This window comes from Streptomyces sp. JJ38 (assembly GCF_019303475.1).
Classification (GTDB): domain Bacteria; phylum Actinomycetota; class Actinomycetes; order Streptomycetales; family Streptomycetaceae; genus Streptomyces.
This window is the reverse complement of the sequence record NZ_JABLSI010000002.1, coordinates 114,973-140,104: the sequence shown is the minus strand read 5'-3', so window position 1 is coordinate 140,104 and position 25,132 is coordinate 114,973. Positions and strand designations below refer to the sequence as shown.

Here is a 25,132-nt window from a genome sequence, read left to right as displayed (position 1 = left end):
CGCACGTCACCAACACGAACACGATCAGAGGGAGAACACCGTGACTACGGCTGTAGCGGACGCCATGTCCGGGGGGTCCGGCGGGACCGGGGGGCCTACGGCCGTCGCGGCGCAGGCGCGACAGGTCGTCAAGGCGTACGGCTCGGGGGAGACGGAAGTGGTCGCCCTCGACCGGGTCGACGTGGACATCGCCGCCGGCGCGTACACCGCGATCATGGGCCCGTCCGGCTCCGGCAAGTCGACGCTGATGCACTGTCTGGCGGGGCTGGACACCGTCTCCTCGGGGCGCATCTGGGTGGGGGACACCGAGATCACCGGGCTGAAGGAGAAGAAGCTGACGCGGCTGCGCCGCGACCACATCGGCTTCGTCTTCCAGTCGTTCAACCTGCTCCCCACGCTGAGTGCGCTGGAGAACATCACGCTGCCCATGGACATCGCAGGCCGGAAGCCGGACAAGGCGTGGCTGGACCGGGTGGTGGAGACGGTGGGGCTGCGGCAGCGGCTGAGGCACCGGCCGAACGAGCTGTCGGGCGGTCAGCAGCAGCGGGTCGCGGTGGCGCGGGCGCTGGCGGCGCGGCCGGACATCATCTTCGGTGACGAGCCGACGGGCAACCTGGACTCGCGTGCGGGCGCCGAGGTGTTGGGCTTCCTGCGCCGTTCGGTGGACGAGCTGGGGCAGACGATCGTGATGGTCACGCACGACCCGGTGGCGGCGGCGTACGCGGACCGGGTGCTGTATCTGGCGGACGGCCGGATCGTGGACGAGATGCGGCGGCCGACGGCCGAGATGGTGCTGGACCGGATGAAGGCCTTCGACACGGTCGGGCGGGTGTCATGACGATCGTACGGACGTCGTTGCGCAACTTCTTCGCGCACAAGGGCCGGATGGTGCTGTCCGGCATGGCGGTGGTGCTGTCCGTCGCGTTCGTCTGCGGGACGCTCGTGTTCACGGACACGATGGGCGCCACCTTCGACAAGCTGTTCGGTGACACGGCGCCGAACGTGATGGTGTCGCCGGAGGAGCGCGAGGGCGGCGGCGGTGACGACGAGCTGCCGTCGAACGGCCGCCCCGACACGCTGCCGGCCTCGGTGGTCGAGCGGGCCGGGGAGGTCGAGGGCGCCGAGACGGCCTTCGGTGTCGCGATGAGCATGGCCGTCACCGTGGTGGACGGGGACGGCGAGAACATCGGCCCGACGACGGGCGCCCCGACGATCGCCAGCAACTGGACGGAGCTGGACCGCCGGGCGATGACGGTGTCGGCCGGCCATCCGCCGCGGGGGCCCGACGAGGTGATGGTCGACGCCGACACCGCCGAGAAGCACGGCATCGGGCTCGGCGACGAGCTGCGCACGATCTCGGTGTTCGGCGAGTTCACCTCCAAGGTGACGGGCATCGCCGAGTGGGAGATGACGAACCCCGGCGCCGCGGCGCTGTACTACCCGACGGAGGTCGTGCAGGAGCGGCTGCTGGGCGGTGGTGAGGTGTTCACGTCGGTGGCCGTGCTGTCGGCGGACGGCGTCACGGACGAGCTGCTGAAGAAGCACGTGGTGGCGGCCGTCGAGGACGGGCTGTCGGTGCAGACGGCCGAGGAGTACGCCGCCGAGAACCAGGAGGACGTGGGCGGCTTCCTGGACGTCATGCGGTACGCGCTGCTGGGCTTCGCGGGGATCGCGGTGCTCGTGGGTGTGTTCCTGATCGTCAACACGTTCTCGATGCTGGTGGCGCAGCGCACGCGTGAGCTGGGGCTGATGCGGGCGATCGGCGCGGAGCGGCGGCAGGTGGGCCGCTCGGTGGTGATCGAGGCGCTGCTGCTGGGCGTCGTCGGCTCGCTGATCGGCATCGGGGCCGGTGTGGGGATCGCGGTCGGGCTCATGGAGCTGATGGGCCTGATGGGGATGAACCTCAGCACGGACGACCTGACGATCGCCTGGACGACGCCGGTGGTGGGTCTGGTGCTGGGCGTGGTCGTGACGCTGCTGGCGGCGTGGCTGCCGGCGCGCCGGGCGGGCAGGGTCTCGCCGATGGCGGCGCTGCGCGACGCGGGGGTGTCCGCGGACGGTCGTTCCGGGAAGCTGCGCGCGGTCTCCGGCACGGTGCTGACGGCGGCCGGAGCGGCCGCGCTCGTCGCGGCGGGGACGGCGAGCGAGGCCGGGCCGGGGTCGATGTACCTGGCGCTGGGCGTGCTGCTGTCGCTGCTGGGCTTCGTGCTGGTGGGTCCGCTGCTGGCCCGGGTGGTGGTGCGGGCGCTGTCGGTGGTCGTGCTGCGGGTGTGGGGTCCGGTGGGCCGGCTCGCGGAGCGGAACGCGCTGCGCAATCCGCGGCGGACCGGGGCCACGGCGGCCGCGTTGATGATCGGCCTGGCCCTGGTGGCGGGGCTGTCGGTGGTGGGTTCCTCGCTGGTGGCCTCGGGCCGGGACGAGGTGGACCGCTCGGTCGGGGCGGACTTCATCGTCACGAGCACGGGGGGCCAGCCGGTGACGCCGCAGGTGGCGGAGTCCGTCAAGGGGTTGCCGCTGCTGGAGCACGTCACGGAGTACCGCTATCTGTCCGGCGCGGAGCTGCGGCTGCCGGACGGCGAGCGGGTGCCGGGGGACGTCTCCGCGGTCTCGCCGACGTACGCGCAGGACGTGCGCGCGGAGACGGTCGAGGGGGAGCTGTCGGACGCGGTCACGGCCGGTGGCATGTCGGTGGGCGAGGAGTTCGCCACGGAGCACGGGCTCGGTGTCGGGGATCGGCTGGAGGTGCTGTTCCCCGGTGGGGAGGGCGCGGAGCTGGAGATCCGTGCGGTGACGTCGGCCGAGACGATGATCGACCAGGGCCAGATGTACCTGGCGCTGGCGACGGCGGAGGCGCACATTCCGCAGGACCTGATGCCGCTGAACATGATGATGCTCGGCACGGCGGTCGAGGGCAGCGAGAGCGCGGCCTACGAGGCGCTGAAGGCGGAGCTCAAGAGCTACCCGCAGTACGAGGTGCGGGATCAGGCGGAGTACAAGCAGCTCCTGGAGGACCAGGTGGGCCAGCTGCTGACCATGGTCTACGGGCTGCTGGCGCTGGCGATCATCGTGGCCGTGCTGGGTGTGGTGAACACGCTCGCGCTGTCGGTGGTCGAGCGGACACGGGAGATCGGGCTGCTGCGGGCCGTCGGGCTGTCGCGGCGCCAGCTGCGCCGGATGGTGCGGCTGGAGGCGGTCGTGATCGCCCTGTTCGGCGCGCTGCTGGGCCTGGGCCTGGGCCTGGCCTGGGGCGTGGCGGGGCAGCAGCTGCTGGCTCTGGAGGGCCTGCGCACGCTGGAGATCCCGTGGCCGACGATCGTCACGGTGTTCCTGGGCTCCGCGGTCGTGGGTCTGCTGGCGGCGCTGGTCCCCGCCTTCCGGGCCGGCCGGATGAACGTGCTCAACGCGATCGCCACCGACTAGGCGACTGGGCGGCCGGGTGGCGCGCCGCCGCCGGAGGGCGTGCGGCCGCACACGCCGAGGCCCCCGGTACGGGTTTCCCGTGCCGGGGCCTCGGCGTGCCGGGCGCGGGCGGGGCGGGGGCGGCCACGCTGCCCGGACGTGGTCGTCTGTCGGCCGTTGTCGCCCTGAGCGCGTACGCTGGGCAGCCCCGGCCCGCACGCGTGTCGGGTCCTTCGTGTTGTCCGAGGACGGAAGAAAACACCAAGCCATGAGCCTGTCCGGTCTGCTTGATGCGGTGGTTGCCGACGCGGGGCTGCGCGAGGCGGTCGAGGCCGCCGTCGCGGGGCGGCGTCGTGAGGTGGATCTGGTGGGGCCGTCGTCGGCGCGCCCCCTGGCGGTGGCGGCGCTGGCGCGGCGCAGCCCGGGCCCGGTGCTGGCCGTGACGGCCACAGGGCGCGAGGCGGAGGATCTGGCGGCGGCGCTGCGCTCGCTGCTGCCGCCGGAGCGGGTGGCGGAGTTCCCGGCGTGGGAGACGCTGCCGCACGAGCGGCTGTCGCCGCGCAGTGACACGGTGGGCCGGCGGTTGGCGGTGCTGCGCCGGCTGGCGCACCCGGAGGCCGCGGACGAGGCGGGCACGGGCCCGGTGTCGGTGGTGGTGGCCCCGGTCCGCTCGGTGTTGCAGCCGCAGGTCAAGGGGCTGGGCGAGCTGGTGCCGGTGAGCCTGCGCACCGGGGAGTCGGCGGATCTGGGCGAGGTCGTGGACGGCCTGTCGGCCGCCGCGTACGCGCGGGTGGAGCTGGTGGAGAAGCGCGGCGAGTTCGCGGTGCGCGGCGGCATCCTCGACGTCTTCCCGCCGACGGAGGAGCACCCCGTCCGGATCGAGTTCTGGGGTGACGACGTCGAGGAGATCCGCTACTTCAAGGTGGCGGACCAGCGGTCGCTGGAGGTGGCGGAGCACGGGCTGTGGGCGCCGCCGTGCCGGGAGCTGCTGCTGACGGACGCGGTGCGGGAGCGGGCGGCGGCTCTGGCCGAGGCGCATCCGGAGCTGGGCGAGCTGCTGGGCAAGATCGCCGAGGGCATCGCGGTGGAGGGCATGGAGTCGCTGGCCCCGGTGCTGGTGGACGAGATGGAGCTGCTGCTCGACGTGCTGCCGCGGGGCGCCATGGCGGTCGTGTGCGATCCGGAGCGGGTGCGGGCCCGGGCGGCGGACCTGGTGGCGACGAGCCGGGAGTTCCTGGAGGCGTCGTGGGCGGCGACGGCGGGTGGCGGTCAGGCGCCGGTGGACGTGGGCGCGGCCTCGCTGTGGTCGATCGCCGACGTCCGGGACCGGGCGCGGGAGCTGGGCATGCTGTGGTGGTCGGTGTCGCCGTTCACGGCGGACGCCGAGCTGGGGCTGGACGACGGCGACACGGTGCGGCTGGGCCTGCGGGCCGCGGAGTCCTACCGGGGTGACACGGCGCGGGCGTTGGCGGACACCAAGGGCTGGCTGGCCGACGGCTGGCGGTGTGTGTACCTGACCGAGGGGCACGGTCCGGCCGCCCGCACGGTGGAGGTGCTGAGCGGCGAGGGGGTGCCCGCGCGGCTGGACGAGGAGCTGGCGGAACTGGCGCCCTCGCTGGTGCAGGTGTCGTGCGGTGCGCTGGAGCGCGGGTTCGTCGCGCCGGAGCTGAGGCTCGCGGTGCTGACGGAGACGGATCTGACGGGGCAGAAGGCGGCGGGCCGGGAGGCGGCCCGGATGCCGGCGCGGCGCCGGAAGACGATCGACCCGCTCACGCTGGAGGCGGGCGACTACATCGTGCACGAGCAGCACGGTGTGGGCCGCTACGTGGAGATGGTGCAGCGCACGGTGCAGGGCGCGACGCGCGAGTACCTGGTCGTCGAGTACGCGCCCGCCAAGCGCGGCCAGCCGGGGGACCGGCTGTTCGTGCCGACGGACCAGCTGGAGCAGGTCACCAAGTACGTGGGCGGTGAGGCGCCGTCGCTGCACCGGCTCGGCGGCGCGGACTGGACGAAGACGAAGGCGCGGGCGCGCAAGGCGGTCAAGGAGATCGCCGCGGACCTGATCAAGCTGTACTCGGCGCGGATGGCGGCGCCGGGGCACGCGTTCGGCGGCGACACGCCGTGGCAGCGGGAGCTGGAGGACGCCTTCCCGTACGCCGAGACGCCGGATCAGCTCACCACGATCGGTGAGGTGAAGGCGGACATGGAGAAGCCGTCCCCGATGGACCGGCTGATCTGCGGCGACGTGGGCTACGGCAAGACGGAGATCGCCGTGCGCGCGGCGTTCAAGGCGGTGCAGGACGGCAAGCAGGTCGCCGTCCTCGTCCCGACGACGCTGCTGGTGCAGCAGCACTTCGGGACGTTCTCCGAGCGGTACGGGCAGTTCCCGGTCGTGGTGAGGGCGCTGTCGCGCTTCCAGACGGACGCGGAGGCGAAGGCGGTCCTGGAGGGGCTGCGGGACGGCTCGGTGGACGTCGTCATCGGCACGCACCGGCTGTTCTCCTCGGAGACGAAGTTCAAGGACCTCGGTCTGGTGATCGTGGACGAGGAGCAGCGGTTCGGTGTCGAGCACAAGGAGCAGTTGAAGAAGCTGCGGGCGAACGTGGACGTGCTGACGATGTCCGCGACGCCGATCCCGCGCACGCTGGAGATGGCGGTGACCGGCATCCGGGAGATGTCGACGATCACGACGCCCCCGGAGGAGCGGCACCCGGTGCTGACCTTCGTCGGCCCGTACGAGGAGCGGCAGATCGCGGCGGCGATCCGCCGGGAGCTGCTGCGCGAGGGCCAGGTCTTCTACATCCACAACCGGGTGGAGTCGATCGACCGGGCGGCGGCGCGGCTGCGCGAGGCGGTGCCGGAGGCGCGGATCGCGACGGCGCACGGGCAGATGTCGGAGTCGGCGCTGGAGCAGGTCGTGGTGGACTTCTGGGAGAAGAAGTTCGACGTGCTGGTGTCGACGACGATCGTGGAGTCCGGGATCGACATCTCCAACGCGAACACCCTGATCGTCGAGCGGGGCGACAACTTCGGCCTGTCGCAGCTCCACCAGCTGCGTGGCCGGGTCGGCCGGGGCCGGGAGCGCGGGTACGCGTACTTCCTGTACCCGCCGGAGAAGCCGCTGACGGAGACGGCGCACGAGCGGCTGGCCACGATCGCCCAGCACACCGAGATGGGCGCGGGCATGTACGTGGCCATGAAGGACCTGGAGATCCGCGGGGCCGGAAACCTGCTGGGCGGCGAGCAGTCGGGGCACATCGCGGGGGTCGGCTTCGACCTGTACGTGCGGATGGTCGGCGAGGCCGTGGCGGACTTCCGGGCCTCGCTGGAGGGGAAGGAAGAGGAGGAGCCGCCGCTGGAGGTGAAGATCGAGCTTCCGGTGGACGCGCACGTCCCGCACGACTACGCGCCGGGCGAGCGGCTGCGGCTGCAGGCGTACCGCTCGATCGCCGCCGCCACCTCGGAGGAGGACATCGCGGCGGTGCGCGAGGAGCTGGCGGACCGCTACGGCCCGTTGCCGGAGCCGGTGGAGAACCTGCTCCTGGTGGCCGGGCTGCGGATGCTGGCCCGCTCGTGCGGGGTCACGGACGTCACGCTGCAGGGGAACAAGATCCGCTTCGGCCCGGTGGAGCTGCGGGAGTCGCAGGAGCTGCGGCTGAAGCGCGTCTATCCGGGCTCGGTGGTGAAGGCGGCGGCCGGCCAGGTGCTGGTGCCGCGCCCCAAGGCCGGGGGCATCGGCGGCAAGCCGGTGGTGGGCCGGGATCTGCTGGCCTGGACGGGCGAGTTCCTGGCCACGGTGCTGGGTTCCTGACCCGCGCCCCGAAGACGCGCGGGGAGCCGCGCGGGCCGCGGCCCCTGGGCGACGACGGAGACGAGGGCCCTTCCGGCGGGAGTTGCGGGAAGGGCCCTCGGGCGGACCGGTCGGGGCCGGCGTGGCCGTGGGTCAGAGCTGCAGGCTCCACTGGGCCGGGGCGGTGGTGAAGTCGATCAGCTCCACCTCCAGGTCGAGGATCTTCGCGTCGGCCGGGGCGTCGAAGGCGTACACGGCGGTGGCCTTCTTGCCGGGCAGCAGTTCGCCGGAGAAGCCGGAGCCGACGGTGTTGTCGAAGATCTCCTCGGCGTCGACGCCGTCCTCGCCGGCGCGGGCGCTGACGGTGATGAGGTCGGCGGAGACGTTCTCGTCGCCGGTGTTCTCCAGCGTGACGGTCACCTGGTGCGCCTTGTTGCCCTCGGTGTGGCCGACGGCGTACTCGTCGGGGGTGTAGCCCTCGGCCGCGGAGACGGTGATCTTGAGTCCGCTGTCGTAGACGGCGGTGTCCCCGGCGGAGTAGGCGCCGCTCTCGTCGGACTTCTCCTCGCCCTTCGTGTCCTCGTCCTTCGTGTCGCCCCCGGTCTTCTCCTCGCTGCTGGAGGGCTTGCTCTCCTTGGTCGGCTCGTCGTCCGTGCCGCAGGCGGTCAGTCCGCCTACCGCGAGGACGGCGGTGGCCACGGCGGCGATGAGCGTACGGGTGCGGGTGGTGTTCACGGACATGGCTGTACCCCTCGATTCCATGACGGACTTCGTCAGTGCGGCTCGCTGTGAACCGGTGGGTTAATAACAGCAGAGACTGTGAATCGAGTCAACACGATTCACAGTCTTCTTCGAGTTCACTGAGTGAACCGTGCTGTGAACCGCTCTCCGGGTATGCTCGAACGAACCCCAGCAGCCACCCGAGAGAGGCCGGTGACGTGTCGCAGAGCTCGCCAGACGTGCCCGAGGTGACGGCGGCCGGGATCGCCCGCCTCGCCGGAGTGGGACGGGCCGCCGTCAGCAACTGGCGTCGCCGTTACCCGCACTTCCCGCAACCCGTCGGCGGCACGGAGACGAGCCCGACGTTCGACCTCGGGGAGGTCGAGGAGTGGCTGCGCGCCCACGGCAAGCTCGCCGAGGTCCCCCTGCGGGAGAAGGTGTGGCAGCACCTCGAAGCCGACCCCGAGGGCGTCCCGGGCGCCCTCGCGCGGGCCGGGGAGTACCTGCTGCGGCATACCGGCGGTACCGCGTCGGCGCCCGCGCCCGCCTCCGCGCCTGCACCGGATTCCGCACCGGAGTCCGCTTCCGTGCACGCGTCCGCGTCCGCCGCCCAGGCCGTCCCCGGGCTGCCCGCCCTGGCCGACGAGCTGGGCCCCGGCGAGGCCTTCGCCTTCCTCCTGGGCCGCTACTTCGACGCCAACCCCCGCGCCTACACGCTCACCCCGCCGCCCGCCGCCGACCTGATGGCCCGCCTCGCCGGCCCCGCCGCGACCGTCCTCGACCCCGCCTGCGGCTCCGCCGAACTGCTCGCCGCCGCCCTGCGCCAGGGCAGCGGCGCCGTCGAGCTGTACGGCCAGGAGAGTGACCCCGCCCTCGCCCGGCTCGCCGCCCTCCGCCTCACCCTGTGCGACGGGACGCCGCGCCCCGCCGCCGTCCACGTGCGCACCGAGGACGCCCTGCGCACCCCCCTCGGCGAGCAGCCGGGTACCGAGGCCGTGCTGTGCCACCCGCCGTTCAACGAGCGCAACTGGGGCCACGACGAACTGGCCTACGACCCCCGCTGGTCGTACGGCCTGCCCGCCCGTACCGAGTCCGAACTGGCCTGGGTGCAGCACGCGCTGGCCCGGCTGCGGCCCGGCGGCACCGCCGTCCTGCTGATGCCGCCCGCCGCCGCGTCCCGCCGCACCGGCCGCCGCGTCCGTGCCGCGCTGCTGCGCCGGGGCGCCCTCCGCGCCGTCGTCGCGCTGCCCGCCGGGGCCGCCCCGCCGCACAGCCTCCCGCTCCACCTGTGGGTCCTGCGGGCCCCCGGCGGGCCCGTCGCCCCCGACCCGCACCTCCTCCTGCTGGACACCAGCACCCGGCACCAGGCCACCGGGCGGGACCCGCTGCCCTGGGAGGAGCTGAGCGCCACGGTCCTCGCCGCGTGGCGGGCCTTCGACGCCGGAAGCCCGGTCCCCGAGGAGCCCGGCGTGTGCGGCACCCGGCCCGTCATCGACCTGCTCGACGACGACGTCGACCTCGCCCCGGCCCGCCATCTGCCCCCGGCCGGTGGCACCGCGGACGCCGAGGCGCTCACCGGGATGCGCGGGAAGCTGGACCGCACCCTGCGCCGCACCCTCGAACTCGCCCCCGCCGCCGGCCCCGTGACCGACGACGGGCCGCGCTGGACGGTGACCACCGTGGGCGAACTCGTCCGCGGCGGCGCCCTGGAGCTGCGGGCGGGCGGCTCGGGCGGTTCCGGGGGCTCGGGAGGCTCCGAGGGAGAACCGGCCGTCACGCGTGAGGGCGACGTCGTCATCCCGGTCCAGGGCCGCGGCGCGGCCTACGTCGTCGCCGCCGACCGCGCGGGGGAGACCCTGGCCAAGCCGCTCTACCTGCTCCGCCCCGACCCGAACGCCCTCGACCCCTGGTTCGTGGCCGGCTTCCTGCGCTCGACCGCCAACACCCGGCAGGCCAGCAGTTACGCCTCCACCGCCTCCCGCCTCGACGTGCGCCGCCTCCAGCTCCCGCGGCTCCCGTTGGAGGCCCAGCGCCGCTACGGCCTCCACTTCCGCCGCCTCGCCGACTTCGAGGCCGCCCTCGCCCTCGCCGCCGACGTGGGAACCCAGCTCGCCCAGGGCATGTTCGACGCCCTCACCGACGGCACCCTCACTCCGGACTGACCGCCCGCCGTCTCACCGCGTGCCCGCCCCGTGCCCCGTGAGCGGGAGCCCGGATACGCTCCTCCTACAAGCTGTCAGGTACGGCACGGAGAGATGGCGGGAGCATGAGCATGCACGACCCGGTCAGACCGGCGACCCCAACGCCCTACCGCCAGGGGCCCGGTGGCGGGGCGCTGGTGGTGCGGGTGCTGTTCGCGTCGTTCCCCGTCTGGTCGCTCGGCATCCTCGCCTGGGTGCCGTCCCTGCGGTTCGCCGTCCTGCGCCGCCGTCCCCTGGACTGGGCGGTGTTCGTGGGCTTCCTGACCCTGAGCGTCCTGGAGGTCGTCCTCGCCCTCGCTCTCGACGACGAGCCCGAGGGCTCCAACCTCAGTGCCGCGGTGGGTGGTTCCGTCCTCGTTCTGATCATCGGCGCGACGGTGCACGCCGTCCTCGGCGACCGCTTCCCCCGCCTGCCCCCTCACTACCCGCACCACCCCGGGCCGTACCCCGGGCCCCACCCCGGGGCCGTTCCGGGCGTCGTCCCCGGCGCCGTCCCGCCCGGGTACGGCTTGGGGGCGCCGCCCCCGCCCGCGCCCGGCTACGGCTACCCGCAGCCGCCCGCCGCGCCCCTCCACCAGCAGCCGACGCTCTCCGCCCCGCCGCCCGCCCCGGCTCCGGCCCGCACGCCCCCGCCCGCGAACCGGCACACGCCGCCGCCCCCGCCCGCGCCCGCCCCGGCCGCGCAGGGTCGGCCGGAGCCGCAGGGGCGGATGCGGCAGGTGGCCTCCGAGCTGGACGAGCTCGACGCGTTGCTGCGCAAGCGGGACGGCCGGTGATCGGCCGCGTCATCGCGGGCCGGTACGAGCTGACCGAGCCCCTCGGCAAGGGCGCGATGGGCCAGGTGTGGGGCGGCCACGACCGGGGCCTGGGCGGACGCCCGGTGGCGGTGAAGCTCATGCACTCCGGCCAGATGGCCTCGCTGTCGGGCAGCGCCGACCCGGAGGAGCTGCGCGAGCGGTTCGAGCGCGAGTGCCGCGTCACCGCCCAGATCGACCACCCCAACCTGGTCACCGTCTTCGACGCCGGGCGGGACGACGACGAGTTGTTCCTCGTCATGCAGCGGCTGGACGGCAGCGACCTGGCCGACCACCTCGCCGAGAACGACCCCTATCCGTGGCAGTGGGCCGTGGCCGTCGCCGCCCAGCTGTGCGCGGCCCTGGTCGCCGTGCACGCCGTCGGCATCGTCCACCGCGACCTCAAGCCCGGCAACGTGATCGTCCGCCCCGAGGGCCGCGTCGTCGTTCTCGACCTGGGCATCGCGGCCGTCGGCTCCGCCGCCGACACGCGCCTCACCCGCACCGGCACCCTCATCGGCACGCCCGTCTACATGGCGCCCGAGCAGGCCATCGGCACCGCGCCCGTCGGGCCCGCCGCCGACCTGTACGCGCTGGGCGTCATGCTCTACGAACTCCTCACCGGCCAGGTGCCCTTCGAGGCGCCCGAGGCCACCGGCCTGCTGTACAGGAAGCTGCACGAGGAGCCCGTCCCCGTCCGGGAGATCCGCCCGGAGACGCCGAGCGCGCTGGCCGCCCTCGTCCACCGGCTCCTGCACAAGGACCCGCAGGGCCGCCCGGCCGACGCGCACGAGGTCTACGAGGCGCTGGCCCCGCTGCTGCCCAGCCCCAAAGCCCCCGGCCCCGCGCTGCCCCTGGACCCGTCCCGGCCCTTCCGCCGGCCCCTGGAGCCCTGGCCGCAGCGCCCGGCCCGCACCGCTCCCGCCGCCGGCTTCGGCCCGCCGCCGGCGACCGGCCTCGCGGCCACCCTGGAGGACGTCCGGCGGCTGCTGTCCTACGGCCAGTACGCCCAGGTGGCCGACCTGCTGGGCGCCGCCCTGCCCACCGCGGCGGCCGAGCACGGCGAGGGCTCGCCGATCGTCCGCAGCCTGCGCAAGCAGTACGCGGTGACCCTGATGGAGGCGGGCCAGTACGCCCGCGCCCTGCCCGAGATCACCCGGCTGATCGCCGAGTACGCCGCCGAACGCGGCCCGCACGACCCGGTGGTCACCCAGCTCCTCCAGGACGAGGCTCTCTGCCGCCACAACCTCACCGGCCACTGACGCCGCTCGCCAGATGTGGCGCGTCCACGTCACCCCTTCGCGCGTCGTACGCGTGAAGTTCACCCCACGGCCGCCCAGCGGGCATCCGGGGACCACCCGCCCTGTCTAGGCTCGGCAGAAGGCGGCGCCGTGACCTGGCGGCCGCCTGGCCTGTCAGCCTCACCGGGAAACCACGTGCCCAAGCTTTCTGTGATCGTCCCCTGCTTCAATGTGCAGGAATTCGTGCCGGACACGCTCCGCAGCCTCTCCCGAAACGCCGGTCCGGACACGGAGTTCCTCCTCGTCGACGACCGCTCGACGGACGGTACCGGCGACCTGCTGGAGCGCGCGGCTCCGGACATTCCCCGGTCGAGAGTGCTCCGCCACGAGGTCAACCGAGGAATCTCGCAGGCCCGCAACACCGGCATCGACGCGGCTCGCGGCGACTATCTGACCTTCCTGGACGGCGACGACTGGTACGCCCCGGGCTATCTCGACGAGCTGCTCGCGGCGGCCCAGAGGCTGGACTGCGACTTCGTGCGCACTGACCACGTGCAGGCGAGTGGCCGTACGCGGTCCGTTCAGCGTGCCCCGGCGCCGCGGCGGGGCGTCGTCCTCTCCCCTCGGGACGCCATCGGACCGGCGACGATGAAGACGATGGTGGACTACCCGTTCGTCTGGGCCGGCGTCTACCGCCGGAGCCTCTTCGACGACGGGTTCCGGTTCGAGCCCCGGCTGCGCACCGCCGAGGACCGTGTCTTCACCTGGCAACTGCACCTGCGTGCCGAGACGTTCGCCACCGTCGGCCTGCACGGCGTCTTCTACCGGCGCGGCGTGGGGACCTCGCTCACCCAGATCGGGGACGAGCGCCAACTGGACTTCATCCCGGCGCATGACCGGATCCTGGAAGAGGTCGCGGCGCATCCGGAGGCCGACCGGTTCCTACCCAAGATCGTGCGCACCTACTGCGCGATGATCGCCTTCCATATGAGCGGATCGACCCGCTATGACGCCGAGACGACGAGGAAGTTGCGCGGCGAGGCTTCGGCGGCGCTCCGCAGAATGCCTTCCGACGTCCTCGAAGCGGTGCTCTCCGTGCTGGACGAGAAACGCGCCGTGGTACTGCGACGGCTGCGGGGGCGCGGCACCGGAAAGGCGGCATGACGGCATGGCCAAGGAAGCGATCCACGCGAATCCGACGGGTCGGCACGCCGAACTCCGTCCCCAGATCTTCGAGGTGTCCACTCTCTACGGTGCCGCCACCCTCTCCGCCGCGCTCGACGCCGGGCTCTTCGGGCCGGCGGACGCCGCCCGCCGCGTTCTCCTCGTCTCCAACAACGCGGCCGTTCCGGAGACCGCCACGCCGTTGGGCGACATGGCCGGCTGGGACGGCATCGTCACGCGCTTCGACCTGGTGGTCGACTGGAACGCCACGATCCGGCCTCTGCACCCGAGTGACTGGTCGCCCGTGGAGCAGGACGCCCCGCTGTGGCAGCGTGTCTTCCGGGAGGCCTGGGGGCTTGGCGAGGGTATCGCCGATCTGGTGGTGGAGTCCGTGCACGCCAACCCGGCCGCGGCCCTCGCGCGGATCTTCGCCGACGCCGACGTGCACGTCTACGCCGACGGGCTGATGAGCTACGGGCCGACCCGCGAGGCGCTGCCCTCGGCCACGGCCCCGCGCATCGTGCGACTGCTGCACCTGGACCTCGTTCCCGGCCTGCGGCCCCTGCTCCTGAGCGAGTACGAGGTCGGGTCCGAGACGGTCCCGGACGCGGCGTTCCGCGCCGTCCTGGACGAGCTCACGGCCGTCGCCGCGGACGATCCGGAGGTTCCGCGGGACCCCGAACGCGCGCCCGGCGCCGTGATCCTCGGTCAGTACCTCGCCGACCTCGGCATCCTCAGCACCGGGGAAGAGGAGGAACTGCACGCCCGCATGCTGCGCGCGGCGGCCGCCGCCGGGCACGAGAGGGTGCTGTTCAAGCCGCACCCCACCGCGCCGAGCCGCTACTCGCGGGCCTTGGAGAAGGCCGCCGCCGACTGCGGGGTCGAGCTGCTCGTCCCCACGACGCCGCTGCTGGCCGAGGCCGTCTTCGGCCGCTGCCGGCCCCGCCTCGTCGTGGGCTGCTTCTCGACGGCGCTGTTCACCGCGGCCACGTATTACGGCGTCCCCGCGGCGCGCGTGGGCACGGATCTCCTGCTCGACCGGCTCAAGCCCTACCAGAACAGCAACCGGGTGCCGCTCACCATCGTCGACGCACTCCTGCCCGACCTTGAGACGTCGAACGCGGCCGAGGCGCCCGGGGACGTCGGCCCCCTGGTCCGGACCGTCGGATACTGCATGCAGCCGCGGCAGTACCCCGGGCTGCGGGCGGAGGCGTTCGCATGGTTGGACGAGCACTTCGGGTCCCGAACCCAGCGTTACTTCAAGCGGCGGCGGCTGACCAGCCTGGAGCTTCCCGGCAGTCTCGCCCCCGCGGGCGGACGCTTCCCGGGCGGCGGTGCGGCGCTGCGGGTGGCCCGGCGTGTCAGGCGAGCGGCCTCCCGGCGCCGTGGAGGACATCGTTAGGCAACGTCGCGACGGTGCGCTGAACACCGGGTGAATCGGCCGCGCCGTTCGTCGTCGAGACGGTCGTCGTTCATCACCGGTACACCCGACCTCCGTACGGTGCTTCCGTAACGCCCGGTCAGCGGGGCGTACTTGAGGCTTGGAGCATCATGAAACGGGTCCGTACCGGATGGTTGGAGCGCCGCCTGGACCGGCGATCCGCTCCGGCACCGAACACCGAGGTCCCCATCCGCCCGACGACTCTCGACCAGAGCATCGACGCGTGTGCGGCACACAGCGGGAAGCTCGTGTACAACCGCGACCGTAAGCGTGCCGAACTGGGAGAGGCGCTACGGCAGCTCCTGGTCGTCCATGCCCGCTCGGCAGCCGGGTCGGCGAGCCGTGCTGGGCGTGGCTCGGGCTGGGCCAAGGAGTGTCCTGAGCTCCTCGACGCATTGCTGGAGGCCGGCAACAAGGCGCTGTACTGCTGGTCCGTCGCGGAGCTGGAGCTCGCACTGTCCATCACCGACGCCGTGCTGACCGAGCGGCCCAACTCGCGTGCGGGATGGCGGCTGCGCGCCCGCGTGCTGGAGGAGCAGGGTGAGGACGCGGGTGCGGCCGAGGCGCACGAGCGTTACGTCGCGCTCTGCCGTGACGACGACCTGGGCATCGCGGCGCGGGTGACGGGGCTGCGGCAGAGTGCCACCCGACTGGCAGAGCTCCTGGGCCTGCTGCGGGAGGAGTTCCCGAAGGCTTCCGGGTTCGTCGGCGGGGAACCGGCGGAGCTGTGGGCCGAGGGTCTTGCCCTGGACGAGCGGGGGGAGTGGCCGCAGGCCGCCCCCCGTTTGGTGGCCGCCCTGAGCACGATGCACGAGCAGGGCGCGTCGAGCACCGACATGGGCGAGGCGCTCGCGGGCTTCATGGACCGCTACACCACGCGTCGCCCCGACGGCGTGGTCGGCAGCGGCGCCGTTCTCCGCGCGTACGCGGACCACGCGCGCCTGCGCTCCCGAGGGCCGGTCGCGGACTGGGACGGCGGAGCGTCGATCATCACCGTCGGGGACTTCCGAAACCTCATCGCGGGCAAGAGCATCTGCCTCGTGGCCAACTCCCAGCGCGTCGGGTCGAGCTCCATGGGCGAGGAGATCGACTCCTACGACCTCGTCGTCCGTTTCAACTCCTTCCGCATCGACGCGCCCGCCACCGGCTCGCGCACCGACATCCACGCCACGATCCACAAGCACGGATTCAACTGGGGCGAGAAGGTGCAGACCCGCCTCGTCTTCGGCGGCCTGGAAGAGCAGTGGAAGCAGTCCATCCGCCAGCGCCTGGTGCCCGGAGCGCAGCGTTACCTCAACGACGCTTCGCTGCGCTGGCCCCTGCGCAACCTCGGGAGAGTCTCCGAGGAGGAGTGGCCCTCCATCCCCACCAGCGGCTTCAACATGCTGTGGCTGCTCGACTTCCTCGACGTCAATCCGACGATCGACCTGATCGGATTCGACTTCTACGACTCCGGCGCCTATCGGCTCCCGGGTGCGATGAAGCTGCCCATCACCTCCGTTCACGAGTACCTGAGCGAGAAGGCGTGGGTCATGGACCGGGCCACCAGCCGTACCGAGAAGAGGATTTCGCTCCGATGACCGCGCCAACCCCGGCGGCCGGCGCCGCAGCCCCCGATCTGACCGGCAAGCGCCGCGTGGCGTTCGCGTCGTACGTCGACGAGAACTACCTGCCCGGCTTTCTCGCCCTGCTGCGCAGCCTGGCCCTGTCGAACCCGGGCGTGTGCGAGGACTTCGTCGTCCTCTACGACGACCTGCGACCCGCGTCCGTCGCGGCGATCCGCCGCCTCCACCCGCGCATCGTGCTGCGCCGCGTCGACGACACGCGCTACGAGGACTTCGTCAAGGGGGATCCGGAGAACTACCTGATCCGCAAGGCGTACTTCATCCTGGACGTCTTCCGGATCCGCGACTACGACACGGTCATCACCCTGGACACCGACATGGTCGTCCTCGGCGACATCGGCGAACTGCTGACACTGCGCCACGGCCTCGCCGCCGTTCCCCAGTTCTTCCACGGCCAGCACAAGCTCAACAGCGGACTGCTCGTCATCCAGCGCGAGTACCTCACCGACGCGTTCTGCGCCCGGCTCGACGAGGCCGGCCGCTCGGGGAAGTACGAGCTGGACAAGCACGACCAGGGCATCCTCAACGCCGTTCTGGACGGGGACTTCGTCCGGCTCGACCCCCGCTTCAACTTCGTCAAGCGCAGGCTCTCGGGCGACAGGCCGGTACCCGACGACGTCGCCGTCCTCCACTTCACCGGCCGCCACAAGCCCTGGAACGGCGGAGAGGAGGGGTACACGCTCGCCGAGGAGGCCTGGCAGCGCCACACCATGAGCGAGAGCGCGCTGGCCGCCGCCTACATGTCCCAGCCCGGGGCCAAGCACCCAGACCTCCTCCTGCACTTCGGCCGTCAGCACGTCGAGCGCACCGGCGACGTCGCCGCCGCCCGACAGGTCGCGTCGGCGTGCATCGCCACCGGGCGCTACCAGGAGGCGGTGGACATCCTGGGAGGGCTCGCCCTCCCGGCCCGTGCCGCCTGGCCGCACGAGGTGCTCGGCACCGCCCTCATGGCGCTCTCCCGGTACGAGGAGGCCGAGGCGCACCTGCTGCTGGCCACCGCCGAGCCCAAGAACGCCGCCCGGTCGTACGGCCGGCTCGCCCAGCTCGCCTGGACCCTGAACGACGACGCCGCCGCACACCGGCACGCCGCCGCGGGCCTCGCCGTGGAACCGATCAGCCGCATGTGCCGCATCCTGCACGAGCGCACCCGCCCCGACACGGGCGCCGACGAGCCCGCCGCCGAGCCCTCGGGCCTGCTCTCGCACGTCGCCTTCTACATGGACCGGCAGGGCAACGCGGGCGACAAGCTGCTCCCGGAGTCCGTCCGGCTCTGCTTCGACAGCGACACCGGCCCCGCCCGCTGGCACTCCCAGCACGCCCACCGGCTCTTCGACGAGGCCGCCCTCGACCGCGTCAACGCGAGCCGCGGCCTGGTCGTCGGTGGCGGCGGGCTGTTCATCCCCGACACCGCGCCCAACGGCAACAGCGCCTGGCAGTGGAACGTCCCCGACCGCAACCTGGAGCGGATCACCGTACCGCTGGCCGTCTTCGCCGTCGGCTACAACGCCTTCGACGGCCAGTCCTACCGCAGGGACCGCTTCACCGAGAGCCTGCGCCTGCTGGTGGAGAAGTCGGCCTTCTTCGGGCTGCGCAACAGCGGCTCCGTGCGGAAGGTGCGCGACCTGCTCCCGGCCGAGCTGCGAGACCGGGTGCTCTACCAGCCCTGCCCGACGACCGTCACCCGGCAGCTCGTCCCCGGCTGGCAGGACCCGGCCGACCGGGCCGACACCATCCTGCTCAACTGTGCCTACGACCGCGCCGGACTCCGCTTCGGCCACGACTACGGCCACTTCCTCGGCGAGATGGCGAGGGCCGTCCGGGCCCTGGGCGAGCACGCCGAGGTGCGCTGCGTCGCCCACGCGCTGGAGGACGAGCGCATAGCCTTCGACCTGCGCCGCGAGCACGGCATCTCGCTGCCCGTCGTCCCGATGTACGACTGGGACTGCGACGCGATCCGCGCCGAGTACGCCCGCACCAGGCTCGTGATCGGCATGCGCGGCCACGCCGGCATGATTCCGTTCGGCTGCGGCACGCCGATCATCAGCCTCATCTCACACCCGAAGATGGCGTACTTCCTCGCCGACATCGAGCGCCCCGAGTGGGGCGTCTCCGTCCACGAGCGCGACCTCGGCACCCTGCTCACCGAGCGCGCCCTCGGCATCCTCGACGACCACGCCGCCGTCGTCGCCGACGTGCACGGGCGCCAGGACCTCCTGTGGAAGGTCACCCAGGACAACATGGCCGAGCTGCGCAAGACGTTCGGGGAGCCGCCGGCATAGCGCGTCACGCGGAGGAAGGGGGCTGGACCGCACGTGGTCCAGCCCCCTTCCTCCGCGTGCTTCTTCCTCAGCCGAGGAGACGCCGGAGGCCGAGGCGTCCCCACAGGAGGCTGGAGCCGTAGGAGAGGGCGATCACGACGGTGAGCATGCCGAGGACGGTGAGGGTGGCCGTGGGGATGCTCATGTCGGCGGAGACGAGTGGCCGTACCAGCTCCTCGACGAAGAGGACGTGGACCATGTAGGCGCCCATGGCGGCGTTGGCCCCCCGCCGCAGCGCGGGGCGTAGTCGCTCGGGCACGTTCGTCCGGCTGACGAGGAGCAGCACGCAGACGGTCATCGTGCCGACGAGGAGGTGGGCGTTGGGGATCACGTAGTGGACCTGTGTGTGGTACCAGAGGACCCCGGCCATGGCCACGGGCAACAGGGCGGCGAAGATCCGACGCCGACCGCGCAGGGCCGAGGCCGGAAGCCCCAGCAGCAGGGCGCCACCGATCGCGTACACGATCGAGTAGGTGCCGAAGCCCCAGCCCATGCGCGGCACGGCCCAGCCGGTGACCTCGGACACGGTGGACAGGGCGGTGGGCCCCGTCGCGATCGCGAGGAGCGCCAGGCCCAGTCCCCACGGTCGCTGGCCGTCCTTGACCAGGACGGCGAAGGCCAGCACCGCGACAATCGGCAGGTACGCGTAGAGGAACCACAGGTGGTAGGCGGGCTGGACGGATGCGAACAGCCCGTCCACCGCCAGCTCGGTCACGGGTTTCTCGTTGCGGTCCCGCAGCCAGGCCCACACGAGGTAGATCCCGGTCCAGACGAACAACGGAACGCCGGTGCGGATGATGCGCGTCCACATTCGGCGTTCGTCCCGCGGCACCGCGCCCACCAGCACACCCCAGCCCGCGATGGCGAAGAAGACCGGTACCGCGAAGGCGTTGACGGCTTCGAAGACGTGGCCGGTCCAGTAGGCACCCGACCCGTTCCCCCTCTCGCCGTCGACGACGTGGATGAACGTGGCCGAGACGTGCCCGAGCATCACCGTGCAAGAGGCCAGCAGCCGCAGCACGTCGACGTCGAAGCGGTGCCCAGCGGCTCTCGGTTCGGTCGCGGGAGGACGGATGCGAGCTGTCTCCGTCGCGCCGACGGCATCGCCGGTGCCGGAGGAGAGGGATCTGCGTGCCATGGTGGTGTGCTGGTCCTCGCTAGGTGCCGGTGAGTGGAACGAGGCTCTCCGACCATGAGCTCTCCCCATGGAACGCCATGGGCCGCCCGGGTGACACTGGGGTGAACGCCGCATGCGGGCTGGTTTTGTTCCGTCGTCATCCCGGCGAACACGGACGCCCGTGGGCAGGGCGTGCCACGCGCCGCCCGGCCCTGCCCGGCCGTGTCGAGGCGGGTGACCCCACCAGGCGGGGCGACAGGTACCGGTGCGACACCGGTGATCCGCATGCCGCGCCGCCGGTGGAACCGCGGCGCGTCAGGCTTGGCGTCGGTGGTGACCGGCGGACACCGAGGGGTCGGGAGCGGGGGCGTCCCTCCCACCCCCTCGGCCGGGGCGAAGGCGTGGGGTTAGTCGGCCGTGACGCGCTGGGCCCGGAAGCGGTGCGCGTTCTCGGCCACCCATGCCTCGAAGGCGCGTGCCGGACGGCCCGTCACGCGTTCGACTGTGGCGTCGGCGGTGGTGGCGCTCTCGTCGGGTTTCGCGTACCAGCCGATGACGTACTCGGCCTCCTCCCGGGACGCCCCGGTGGCCATCAGCCTGTCGACGGCCCGTTCGTGGGTGATGGGGACGAAGGCGATGTCGCGGCCGACGGCGCGGGACAGGATGGCGACCCGCTCGCGTGGGGTGAGCGGTTGGGGGCCGGTGAGGTTGTAGATCTGGCCCGCGTGGCCGTCCTCCAGCAGCGCCGTCGCCGCCACCGCCCCGATGTCGGCCTCGTGGACGACCGCGCTGGGCTGATCGTAGGGCTCGCGCACGACGCCCTCGCTGCGCACGGACTCGGCCCAGGTCAGCGTGTTGGACATGAACTCCTGCGCCTCCAGGCGGGTCCACTCCACGCCCGACTGCTCCACGGCCTGCTCGACCGGGCCCACGTAGCCGCCCCACAGGACGGTGATGCGCCGCACGCCCGCGTCGACCGCCCTCCGGACGAGCTCGGGGCCGACGTCGGCGAGTCCGGCTGTCAGCGTGATGTGCAGGCGACCGACCCCGTCGAGGGCCGCGTCCAGCGTCTCCGGCGCCGTGTGCGTGCCCGCCGCGAGTTCCACCTCAGGGGGAAGGTGTTGCGTGGCGGCGGCCGGGTTCCGCGTCAGGGCCCGGACTCGCTCTCCCCTGCGGACCAGCTCCGCCACCACGTGCCGACCGGTGTTCCCCGTGGCCCCCGTGACCAGTGTCGTCATCGTCGAACTCCCTTCGTCGCCGATGACGCTAGAAGTTCAACATGACTTCACGTCAAGGCGACGGCCCTGGGCCGGGCGGGGACGGGGAGCGGGGTCAGGCCAGGTCCAGCTCGCCGACGGTCTGGCCGCCGCTCGTTTCGCCGGTGAGGCGGAAGCCGAGGCGGAGATAGAACTTCTCGGGGCCGTCCTCGCCCGGGTGCCAGGTGACGGTGAGCCGGTCGCCGCCGCGGCGCCGGATCTCCTCGGCCACGGCCTCGACGGCGAAGCGGCCGTAGCCCCGACCCTGCTCCCCGGCGGCGATGTTGAGGCGCCAGAGGCCGGAGCGGAGGTCGGTGCGGGTGCCGTCGTCCTTCCAGTCGACGTCGAAGAAGCCCATGAGGAAGCCGACGGGGCGGTCTCCGTCGAGGATGAGGCGGGGCCAGGCTATGTCGGGGTGGACGTACGCCTCGGCCAGGGACTTCGCTACGGGTTCGACCAGGTGTTCCTGGTCCGGGCGCACGCGGAGCTCGGTCGCGGTGTCGAGGTTGGCCGCGGTGATCTTCTCCAGGCGGAGTGTGCTGGTCATGACGGCACCCTACGACGCGGAGACGGGCGCCTCCGCGCCGAGGAGTGCGACGTCAGGGCTGTGCCGCGACTGTCGAGGAGCGCCCGGGACACGGCGCTGGCGTGCCGACCCGCCGTCGGCCGGGGGTTGCGGGCGTTCTAGGGTGAGGCGGTGCAGCCTGACCCACCGCCGCGGATACCGGCGGGCGAGATCCGTCCCGGCCGTCACTGGTACGCCACGGCGGCCGCGATCGCCGTCGTGCTGACCGTGTTGGGCGTGGCCCTCGGTGTCTACCGGCTCGGCAGGGCGGCCGAAGCGGTGGACACCGGCGAGCAGTTCGCCAACGGCGACACGATCACCCTGCGGCTCGGGCCGGAGAGCGAGAGGGTGATCTGGGTCAAGTACCCGGGCCGGTCGCCCGGTCCGGAGTGCGACATCACCGGGCCGGGGCGCCCCCGCCTCACCGATCCGGGGCCGGACGTCTTCCTCACCCGTGACGAGACCTGGACGCCGGCCTACGCCGTCGAGGTGTCGCGCACGGGTGACTTCGCGGTCGTCTGCTCGTCCGAAGCGCTGTCCCGGTACGCCGTCGGGGACTCCGCTGGTCTGGTCGCGTTCGCGGGCTGGCTGCTCCTGGCCGCCTCCCTGCCCGCCCTCGGGATCGGCGTCTGCGTGGTCATCGTCCTCGTCACCGCCCTCCGCCGGCACGGCCACCGCAAGCGGCTGCTCGCCGCAGGCGGCGGCGTCCCGGCGGACCAGGCCGGCGGCGAACGCCCCCGCGTGGCACGGGGAAGCTGAACCACCGCGACGTGACGGAGGGAAACCTCGTTGCCAGACCGGCCAGGGGTCGCCCCATGTGCAACCACACGTCCCGGCAACGTCGTTACTGTAGAGAGCGCGTCCGCTGGGGGCGCGGGACAGGCTTCGAGGTGAAGGGGGTGCGGGCGTGGCGAGCATGGAGGATGCGCGGGCTTCGTTCGACCGGTTCGACGCGGACCAGGACGGTCTGGTGACCGCCGAGGAGTTCAAGCGGGCCATGGCGGAGATGGGCGACCCGTTCGTCACCGGTCCGGTGGCGGAGGCGGTCATCGCGGCGAAGGACGTCAACGGGGACGGGAAGCTGTCCTTCGAGGAGTACTGGGAGGCCCTGCGCAAGGCGTGACGCGCGGGCGGGAGCCTTTCTGGCGGGGCCGACGAGACGGGCGTGGCGAAACGGTGGTGGATCGGGGGGTTGACTCCTTACGATCACCAGGCAGGACGAAACGCCGTCGTTTCCGGCCCAGCCAGGAGGCCCCCATGCATCGCCGTAGGTCCGCGCTTCCCCTCTCCGCCGCAGCGCTGCTGCTGGGCGGGGTACCGCTGCTGACGGGCTGCGGCGGAGAGACGCATCCGGGTGCGGCGGCCGTCGTGGACGGGGACCGGATCGAGGTGTCCTCGGTCCAGGCGCGGGCGGAGGCCGTGCGGGAGGCCCAGCGCGCCGACCCGAACGGCGGGCAGCTCATCCAGCAGACGGGTCCGCTGCCGCGCTACACGCTGAACTACATGCTGTGGGAGCGCGTCGTCGAGGAGTCGGCGCGCCGCCACGGGGTGGAGATCACGCGGCGGGACGTGCAGGAGCACCGGGCGGCGCAGCAGAAGCTGCGCGGCGGCCCGAAGGGGCTGGAGGCGTTCATGATCCAGCAGTCGATCGCGCCGGAGCACATCGACGACGCCCTGCGCATGCAGCTGCTGATCGACGGGGTCGCCAAGGCTATCGGCGTCGGCCCGCAGACGCCGAACGCCGACGACGCGATGAACAAGGAGTTCGTCGAGGCGGCGCGGTCCCTCGACATCGACGTCAACCCCCGCTACGGGGAGTGGGACGTCGACCTGGTGTCGCTCACCGGCGGGACGGAGCCGTGGATCCAGCCCGCCCGGACGCCGCAGGAACCGGCCTGACCGGGCGCGTTACATTCGACGGGTGACGTCCCGAGAAGAGGCCATAACCCCCGAAGAGACCCCCGAGACGACCGGCTGCGAGAACCGGGACACCGGGCGCGTCGTGCTGCTCACCACCAGTCACCGGGTGGCGCCCGGGCTGCTGTCCTGGCCCGCCTGGCAGGCGCTGCGCAGCGCCGACCGGGTGGTGTGCTCCGACGCCGAGCACCCGCAGCTGCCGTACCTGCGCGAGGCCGGGGTCGCGGTGGAGGAGGCCGAGCCGACGGCCCGGGAGCTGGTGACGCAGTGCGCGGGCGGCCGGACGGTCGTCGTGGTGGCCGGTGCGGAGGGCGAGCCCCGGCTGACCGACGGCCTGGCCCGCCTCGCGGGCGGCGGCCGGGAGCCCATGCCGGACCTGGAGCTGCTGCCGGGCTCCTACGACCTGCCCGGCGCCCGGCTGCTGGACCTGGTCGAGGTCATGGACCAGATCCGGGAGGTGTGCCCCTGGACGGGCCCGCGCACCCACGAGGACCTGGTCAAGTACGGCATCGAGGAGGCGTACGAACTCGTCGAGGCCATCGAGGCGGGTGACCGGGAGGAGCTGCGCGAGGAACTGGGCGACGTCCTGCTCCAGGTGGTCTTCCACGCACGGATCGCGCAGGACGACCCGGACGAGCCGTTCTCCATCGACGACGTGGCGGCCGGGATCGTGGCGAAGCTGGTCCACCGGCACCCCCACGTGTTCGGCGAGGAGACGGCGGAGACGGCGGAGGACGTCAAGGAGCACTGGCGGCGGACGAAGGCCGTGGAGAAGCGCCGGACGTCGGTGACGGAGGGCGTGCCGCTGGGACAGCCGGCGCTGGCGCTGGCCGCGAAGCTGGCGGGCCGGGCCCGTACGGCGGGGCTCGACGTCCGCACGGCGGGCGTGGGCGTCGGCTACGAGCTGCTGGGCCTGGCCGTGCGGGCCGAGGCGGAGGGCGTCGACCCGGAGACGGCGCTGCGGGCGGCGGCCCGCGCGTACCGGGACGCGATCCTCGCGGAGGAGCGGCGGTCGGCGGCTGCTCCTGGGGCGACGGGGGCGGCGGAGACGGCGACGGGGGCGGCGGAGGCGGCGACGGGGACGGACGCGTCGTCGAGCTGAGGCGGGCCCGGCTCGGCGGGGCTGCGTAAGGTGCGGCCCCCGGGGTACTCGGCGGCCATGAACGAGAGCCTTGCGACACGCCTGGCCGACGCCGGGCTGGCGGCGGAAGACCATCTGGTCGGTCTCGGCCCGCTGCTTATCGGCATCGTCATCACCGTCCTGCTGGTCCTCACGGTGACGGTGGGCGTCCACAAGATCCGCCGGAGCGTCGGCCGCTCCCAGCCGCCGCTCCAGCACCCGGGGCACCGGGACACCACCGGGCACGGTGCCGAGGTGACGGGGAGTACCGGGCACGAGCGGGAGCTGCGCGAGCCGGACGAGATGCCGCACGACGGCAGGCGCCGGTACCCGTACGAGATCGGGAACTGGGGCACGCACCGGGGGAAGACGGACGGGCGGCGCCGCTGGGACTTCGGCAGCCGCGGCGGCGACGTCCCGAAGTGACGCGCCGGTAGGAGACCTGGCCCGAGCCACGCGGCCCG

Annotated in this window: 19 protein-coding genes; 15 read left to right on the top strand and 4 right to left on the bottom strand. The window is 72.8% G+C overall.

Annotated elements, in window-relative coordinates:
* Positions 1–64: 64 nt before the first annotated feature.
* From HPT28_RS01785 to mfd, 3 genes are all read left to right on the top strand, one after another.
* Positions 65–838, top strand: a complete 774-nt coding sequence (locus tag HPT28_RS01785; protein WP_219088542.1) for an ABC transporter ATP-binding protein — start codon at positions 65–67, stop codon at positions 836–838.
* Complete coding sequence (locus HPT28_RS01780) at positions 835–3,420, top strand: ABC transporter permease (protein WP_219088483.1); 2,586 nt, start codon at positions 835–837, stop codon at positions 3,418–3,420. Before HPT28_RS01785 ends, HPT28_RS01780 begins: the two co-directional genes overlap by 4 nt.
* A gap of 247 nt (positions 3,421–3,667) precedes the next feature.
* Positions 3,668–7,210 (top strand): transcription-repair coupling factor, encoded by a 3,543-nt coding sequence (gene mfd, locus HPT28_RS01775; RefSeq protein ID WP_219088481.1) that lies wholly within the window; start codon positions 3,668–3,670, stop codon positions 7,208–7,210.
* A gap of 132 nt (positions 7,211–7,342) precedes the next feature.
* Here mfd and HPT28_RS01770 read toward each other — a convergent pair whose 3' ends face one another.
* Complete coding sequence (locus HPT28_RS01770) at positions 7,343–7,930, bottom strand: DUF4352 domain-containing protein (protein WP_257577904.1); 588 nt, start codon at positions 7,928–7,930, stop codon at positions 7,343–7,345.
* A gap of 197 nt (positions 7,931–8,127) precedes the next feature.
* On the opposite strand from HPT28_RS01770, the gene HPT28_RS01765 reads away from it, so the two are divergent.
* From HPT28_RS01765 to HPT28_RS01735, 7 genes are all read left to right on the top strand, one after another.
* Positions 8,128–10,071, top strand: a complete 1,944-nt coding sequence (locus HPT28_RS01765; RefSeq protein WP_308119037.1) for an N-6 DNA methylase — start codon at positions 8,128–8,130, stop codon at positions 10,069–10,071.
* Between the two features lie 104 nt (positions 10,072–10,175).
* Entirely contained in the window at positions 10,176–10,886 is a 711-nt protein-coding gene (locus HPT28_RS01760) for a hypothetical protein (protein WP_257577903.1), read from the top strand.
* Positions 10,883–12,166: a serine/threonine-protein kinase gene (locus tag HPT28_RS01755; protein ID WP_219088478.1), complete on the top strand. Its 1,284-nt coding sequence runs from the start codon at positions 10,883–10,885 to the stop codon at positions 12,164–12,166. The genes HPT28_RS01760 and HPT28_RS01755 overlap by 4 nt, the downstream gene beginning before the upstream one ends.
* 174 nt (positions 12,167–12,340) lie before the next feature.
* The gene (locus HPT28_RS01750) at positions 12,341–13,309 is read left to right on the top strand and encodes a glycosyltransferase family 2 protein (RefSeq protein ID WP_219088476.1); all 969 of its coding nucleotides are present in this window, start codon (positions 12,341–12,343) and stop codon (positions 13,307–13,309) included.
* Positions 13,310–13,313: 4 nt separating this feature from the next.
* Complete coding sequence (locus HPT28_RS01745) at positions 13,314–14,711, top strand: alpha-2,8-polysialyltransferase family protein (protein ID WP_219088474.1); 1,398 nt, start codon at positions 13,314–13,316, stop codon at positions 14,709–14,711.
* A gap of 149 nt (positions 14,712–14,860) precedes the next feature.
* Positions 14,861–16,330 (top strand): glycosyltransferase family 29 protein, encoded by a 1,470-nt coding sequence (locus HPT28_RS01740; RefSeq protein WP_219088472.1) that lies wholly within the window; start codon positions 14,861–14,863, stop codon positions 16,328–16,330.
* A complete protein-coding gene (locus HPT28_RS01735; protein WP_219088470.1) occupies positions 16,327–18,654 on the top strand; it encodes a glycosyltransferase in 2,328 nt (775 codons plus the stop codon). Before HPT28_RS01740 ends, HPT28_RS01735 begins: the two co-directional genes overlap by 4 nt.
* Positions 18,655–18,721: 67 nt before the next feature.
* Here the strand turns inward: HPT28_RS01735 and HPT28_RS01730 are convergent, their stop codons facing one another.
* From HPT28_RS01730 to HPT28_RS01720, 3 genes are all read right to left on the bottom strand, one after another.
* Entirely contained in the window at positions 18,722–19,831 is a 1,110-nt protein-coding gene (locus HPT28_RS01730; protein WP_219088468.1) for an acyltransferase, read from the bottom strand.
* A gap of 386 nt (positions 19,832–20,217) precedes the next feature.
* Positions 20,218–21,048, bottom strand: a complete 831-nt coding sequence (locus tag HPT28_RS01725; protein ID WP_219088466.1) for an NmrA family NAD(P)-binding protein — start codon at positions 21,046–21,048, stop codon at positions 20,218–20,220.
* A gap of 94 nt (positions 21,049–21,142) precedes the next feature.
* Positions 21,143–21,613, bottom strand: a complete 471-nt coding sequence (locus HPT28_RS01720) for a GNAT family N-acetyltransferase (RefSeq protein WP_219088464.1) — start codon at positions 21,611–21,613, stop codon at positions 21,143–21,145.
* Between the two features lie 150 nt (positions 21,614–21,763).
* Here HPT28_RS01720 and HPT28_RS01715 point away from each other — a divergent pair, with 150 nt between their 5' ends.
* The 5 genes from HPT28_RS01715 (at position 21,764) to HPT28_RS01695 (ending at position 25,094) form a co-directional block, all read left to right on the top strand.
* On the top strand, positions 21,764–22,390 hold the full coding sequence (locus tag HPT28_RS01715; protein WP_219088462.1) for a hypothetical protein: 627 nt from the start codon (positions 21,764–21,766) through the stop codon (positions 22,388–22,390).
* Between the two features lie 148 nt (positions 22,391–22,538).
* Entirely contained in the window at positions 22,539–22,754 is a 216-nt protein-coding gene (locus HPT28_RS01710) for an EF-hand domain-containing protein (RefSeq protein WP_219088460.1), read from the top strand.
* Positions 22,755–22,888: 134 nt separating this feature from the next.
* Positions 22,889–23,530: a SurA N-terminal domain-containing protein gene (locus HPT28_RS01705; RefSeq protein ID WP_219088458.1), complete on the top strand. Its 642-nt coding sequence runs from the start codon at positions 22,889–22,891 to the stop codon at positions 23,528–23,530.
* A 43-nt stretch (positions 23,531–23,573) separates the two neighbouring features.
* Positions 23,574–24,650, top strand: coding sequence for a nucleoside triphosphate pyrophosphohydrolase (locus HPT28_RS01700; RefSeq protein ID WP_219088536.1), 1,077 nt, complete (start codon positions 23,574–23,576; stop codon positions 24,648–24,650).
* Between the two features lie 57 nt (positions 24,651–24,707).
* Positions 24,708–25,094, top strand: a complete 387-nt coding sequence (locus tag HPT28_RS01695; protein ID WP_219088456.1) for a DUF6479 family protein — start codon at positions 24,708–24,710, stop codon at positions 25,092–25,094.
* The last annotated feature ends 38 nt before the right edge of the window (positions 25,095–25,132 follow it).

Excerpts from the sequence above, each read along its gene's own strand:
- HPT28_RS01695 (WP_219088456.1), top strand. The coding sequence starts at position 24,708 with ATGAACGAGAGCCTTGCGACACGCCTGGCCGACGCCGGGCTGGCGGCG.
- HPT28_RS01745 (WP_219088474.1), top strand. The coding sequence starts at position 13,314 with ATGGCCAAGGAAGCGATCCACGCGAATCCGACGGGTCGGCACGCCGAA.
- HPT28_RS01735 (WP_219088470.1), top strand. The coding sequence starts at position 16,327 with ATGACCGCGCCAACCCCGGCGGCCGGCGCCGCAGCCCCCGATCTGACC.
- HPT28_RS01705 (WP_219088458.1), top strand. The coding sequence starts at position 22,889 with ATGCATCGCCGTAGGTCCGCGCTTCCCCTCTCCGCCGCAGCGCTGCTG.
- HPT28_RS01730 (WP_219088468.1), bottom strand. The coding sequence starts at position 19,831 with ATGGCACGCAGATCCCTCTCCTCCGGCACCGGCGATGCCGTCGGCGCG.
- HPT28_RS01740 (WP_219088472.1), top strand. The coding sequence starts at position 14,861 with ATGAAACGGGTCCGTACCGGATGGTTGGAGCGCCGCCTGGACCGGCGA.
- HPT28_RS01780 (WP_219088483.1), top strand. The coding sequence starts at position 835 with ATGACGATCGTACGGACGTCGTTGCGCAACTTCTTCGCGCACAAGGGC.
- mfd (WP_219088481.1), top strand. The coding sequence starts at position 3,668 with ATGAGCCTGTCCGGTCTGCTTGATGCGGTGGTTGCCGACGCGGGGCTG.
- HPT28_RS01720 (WP_219088464.1), bottom strand. The coding sequence starts at position 21,613 with ATGACCAGCACACTCCGCCTGGAGAAGATCACCGCGGCCAACCTCGAC.
- HPT28_RS01760 (WP_257577903.1), top strand. The coding sequence starts at position 10,176 with ATGAGCATGCACGACCCGGTCAGACCGGCGACCCCAACGCCCTACCGC.
- HPT28_RS01785 (WP_219088542.1), top strand. The coding sequence starts at position 65 with ATGTCCGGGGGGTCCGGCGGGACCGGGGGGCCTACGGCCGTCGCGGCG.
- HPT28_RS01770 (WP_257577904.1), bottom strand. The coding sequence starts at position 7,930 with ATGTCCGTGAACACCACCCGCACCCGTACGCTCATCGCCGCCGTGGCC.
- HPT28_RS01725 (WP_219088466.1), bottom strand. The coding sequence starts at position 21,048 with ATGACGACACTGGTCACGGGGGCCACGGGGAACACCGGTCGGCACGTG.